This is a genomic window from Duganella qianjiadongensis (assembly GCF_009857915.1).
Taxonomy (GTDB): domain Bacteria; phylum Pseudomonadota; class Gammaproteobacteria; order Burkholderiales; family Burkholderiaceae_D; genus Rugamonas; species Rugamonas qianjiadongensis.
Genome location: NZ_WWCM01000078.1, coordinates 1 through 417, shown reverse-complemented (window position 1 = coordinate 417; position 417 = coordinate 1). Strand labels below are relative to the sequence as shown.

The 417-nt window shown below is 51.3% G+C and carries 1 protein-coding gene; it reads left to right on the top strand.

Annotated elements, in window-relative coordinates:
- Positions 1-129: 129 nt before the first annotated feature.
- Positions 130-417 (top strand): hypothetical protein (locus GTP27_RS23345; RefSeq protein WP_161041465.1); only part of this gene is annotated, 288 nt, incomplete at its 3' end.

The following is a 417-nucleotide window of genomic DNA, read 5'->3' as shown; positions in this document are numbered from 1 at the left end:
CATTGCTCGCCGAACTGCGCTAGCATCTCTGACCTCATTACCAGAAATCAGTGCTGCAAAGCGAGCGACGCGACTTGGGCTATCTCCTACAAAGCGACGTGCAATCCAAACTTGCATGAGGCTAGGAATATGTTTGCGAAGCTGAGGCATGTCAGCCATGCTTTGATGCAGACGTGTTTGCACCTGGGGTGCCCCAGCCTGCTTCACCAAGTGTCCACGCAGATCTCCTCGTTGGATGGTTCGCCATTTATCTCGAATGTTCGGATTCTGGATAATCGCGTGTTCCCATTGCATTTCCTCGGTCAAGCGCAAGTGGATTACTTTGGTTTGCTGCCGCCAGTCCAGTTGCGCAAAATTACTCGCCAGCTTAAAGTTGAACGCCTCGCTGTCAAAGATGCCCTCGAATTTACTAACCGA